This window comes from Streptomyces sp. NPDC057654 (assembly GCF_042800135.1).
Taxonomy (GTDB): Bacteria; Actinomycetota; Actinomycetes; order Streptomycetales; family Streptomycetaceae; genus Streptomyces.
The window spans coordinates 1-2,932 of record NZ_JBHVHQ010001004.1; the positions used below are offsets into that span (position 1 = coordinate 1).

The following is a 2,932-nucleotide window of genomic DNA, read 5'->3' on the forward strand; positions in this document are numbered from 1 at the left end:
TACCCCTACCCTTCCGCGCCCCGCGCGATGGCCTCCGCCACCTCCGCCGTACGCGCCGCCTCCTCCGCCTCGAAGCGCCGCGCGTCCAGCCGCTCCGCGATCTCCTCGTCCTGCGCCATCAGCAGATCCAGGCTGGAGTCGCCCAGCTCGAAGACGCCCATGTCCGCGTAGGCGCGCTGCAACCGCTCGCCCCACAGCCCGATGTCCTTCACGCACGGCACGATGCGGCTGAACAGCAGCTTCCGGAAGAGCTGGAGATACTCGGACTGCTCGCTCAGCTCGGCGGCCTCCTGCTCGGGTATCCCGAAGTTGGTGAGGACCTCCTCCCCGCGCAGCCGGTCGCGCATCAGATAGCAGCCCTCGATCACGAACTCCTCGCGCTCGCGCAGCTCCGCGTCCGTCAGCTGCCGGTAGTAGTCGCGCAGCGCCATCCGGCCGAAGGCGACGTGCCGGGCCTCGTCCTGCATCACATAGGCGAGGATCTGCCGGGGCAGCGGCTTGTCCGTGGTGTCGCGGAGCATGCCGAAGGCGGCGAGCGCGAGCCCCTCGATCAGCACCTGCATGCCCAGGTACGGCATGTCCCAGCGGGAGTCCTTCAGCGTGTCGCCCAGCAGCGCCTGGAGGTTGTCGTTGATGGGGTAGACCATGCCGACCTTGTCATGCAGGAACCGGCCGTAGACCTCCGCGTGCCGCGCCTCGTCCATGGTCTGGGTGGCGGAGTAGAACTTCGCGTCCAGGTCGGGGGCGGACTCCACGATGCGGGCCGCGCACACCATCGCGCCCTGCTCACCGTGGAGGAACTGGCTGAACTGCCAGGAGCCGAAGTGGCGGCGCAGCTCCGCCCGGTTCGCCTCGCTCATCCGGTCCCAGTACGGGCTGCCGTAGATCGTCATGTTCTCGTCGGGGACGCCGAGCGGGTCATACGGGTCCACTTCCAGGTCCCAGTCGATGCGCCGGACCGAGTCCCACTGCTTGTCCTTGCCCTTCTGGTAGAGGGCGAGGAGCCGTTCGCGGCCGGAGCCGTCCTCCTGGCCCGGGTACATCGCCTCCCAGCTGAAGCGTGCCGCGCCGCTCGCGGGCACCTCCCAGCTCCGCTCTCCGAACTCCTGTGGCAGCGGCTTCCGCGTCGGCATATGGCGCCTCCCGTCCCGTGTACCAAGGGTCGTTGGCAGGCTCACACGCCCGTTACCGCTGGGTCAACAAGTTGCGCGAGGGGGATTGACGGCCTTGCTGACAAGCAGTCTCATAAGAGGGTGACCGCGGGTAACCCAACGATGAGGTGTCCTCAGCCATGACCACCGCTTCCCAACAGACCGCATCCGAGAGGCCCCAGACGCCCGAGGCGTCCGAGCACGATGTCGCCGTCCTGCGGGACGCGCTCGGCCTCCTCAAGGACCGCGAACAGGTCGCCGAGCGGCTGCTCGCGTCCTCCGCCAAGCACTCCTTCGACCCGGACACCGAACTCGACTGGGACGCGCCTGCCGAGGACGGCAAGTGGTACTGGCCGCCGGAGCTGCTCTCCCTCTACGACACCCCGATGTGGCACCGGATGTCGCAGGACCAACGGCTCGAACTCTCCCGCCACGAAGCCGCGTCGCTCGCCTCCCTCGGCATCTGGTTCGAGATCATCCTCATGCAGCTGCTGGTCCGGCACATCTACGACAAGCCCGTCACCAGCGCCCACGTCCGCTACGCGCTCACCGAGATAGCCGACGAGTGCCGGCACTCCAAGATGTTCGCCCGCATGATCGACAAGGGCGGCGCCCCCACGTACCCGGTCTCCCGCCTCCACCACAACCTGGCGCGCGTCCTGAAGACCGTCTCCACCACGCCCGGTTCGTTCGCGTGCACGCTGCTCGGCGAGGAGATCCTCGACTACATGCAGCGGCTCACCTTCCCCGACGAGCGCGTGCAGACCATCGTCCGCGGCGTCACCCGCATCCACGTCGTGGAGGAGGCCCGGCACGTCCGGTACGCGCGCGAGGAGCTGCGCCGCCAGATGGTCTCCTGCCCGCGCTGGGAGGCCCAGTTGACCCGCGCCAGCTCGGGCGAGGCGGCGCGGATCTTCTCCATCGCCTTCGTCAACCCGCAGGTCTACACCAACGTCGGGCTCGACCGGCGCGAGGCCGTGCGGCAGGTGAAGGAGAGCGGCCACCGCCGCGAGGTGATGCAGGCGGGCGCGAAGCGGCTCACCGACTTCCTGGACGAGATCGGCGTCATGCGCGGCGTCGGCCGCCGGCTGTGGCGCAGCTCGGGCCTGCTGGCCTGACCGCCGCGGCCCGGCCCCGCCCGTGGACACGAACCCCGGCTCGTACCCTCGCCCCACCGCCCCGACCGCCCTCCCCACATGGCGGTTACGCTGCGGAGTATGAGCAACAGCCGCGCCTCCCAGGAACTGGACCCGAGACCGGACGGTACGCGGCGGGGTACGGTCGCGCGCGGCTCGTACCGCAGGCTCAGCGTCGAGGAGCGCCGCGCGCAGCTGATCACGGCCGCGCTGGGGCTCTTCGCCCACAGCTCCCCCGAGGACATCTCGTTGGACGACGTCGCCGCCGCGGCCGAGGTCTCCCGGCCGCTGGTCTACCGCTACTTCCCGGGCGGCAAGCAGCAGTTGTACGAGGCCGCGCTGCGCAGCGCGGCCGACGAGCTGGAACTGTGCTTCGCCGTACCGCAGACCGGCCCGCTCACCCACCGGCTCGCCGCCGCCCTGGACCGCTACCTCGCGTTCGTCGACGAGCACGACGCCGGATTCAGCGCGCTGCTCCAGGGCGGGAGCGTCGTGGAGACGTCCCGTACGGGCGCGATCGTCGACGAGGTGCGGCGGGCCGCCGCCGACCAGATCCTCACCCACCTCCAGGTCCCCGAGCCGGGCCCGCGGCTGCGGATGATGGTGCGGACGTGGATAACGTCCGTCGAGGCGGCCTCCCTGATC

At 70.0% G+C, this 2,932-nt stretch carries 3 protein-coding genes; 2 read left to right on the forward strand and 1 reads right to left on the reverse strand.

Annotated elements, in window-relative coordinates:
* Positions 1 to 5: 5 nt before the first annotated feature.
* The gene (locus ACFU99_RS39585) at positions 6 to 1,133 is read right to left on the reverse strand and encodes a ferritin-like domain-containing protein (RefSeq protein ID WP_384402351.1); all 1,128 of its coding nucleotides are present in this window, start codon (positions 1,131 to 1,133) and stop codon (positions 6 to 8) included.
* A gap of 158 nt (positions 1,134 to 1,291) precedes the next feature.
* Here ACFU99_RS39585 and ACFU99_RS39590 point away from each other — a divergent pair, with 158 nt between their 5' ends.
* Both ACFU99_RS39590 and ACFU99_RS39595 read left to right on the forward strand, forming a co-directional pair.
* Positions 1,292 to 2,269 (forward strand): diiron oxygenase, encoded by a 978-nt coding sequence (locus ACFU99_RS39590; RefSeq protein ID WP_384402354.1) that lies wholly within the window; start codon positions 1,292 to 1,294, stop codon positions 2,267 to 2,269.
* Between the two features lie 99 nt (positions 2,270 to 2,368).
* Positions 2,369 to 2,932, forward strand: a 564-nt coding sequence (locus ACFU99_RS39595) for a TetR/AcrR family transcriptional regulator (RefSeq protein WP_384402357.1), incomplete at its 3' end; no start/stop codon positions are given.

Bases quoted from the DNA above. Each gene is read 5' to 3' on its own strand.
- ACFU99_RS39585 (WP_384402351.1), bottom strand. From the start codon at position 1,133: ATGCCGACGCGGAAGCCGCTGCCACAGGAGTTCGGAGAGCGGAGCTGG.
- ACFU99_RS39590 (WP_384402354.1), top strand. From the start codon at position 1,292: ATGACCACCGCTTCCCAACAGACCGCATCCGAGAGGCCCCAGACGCCC.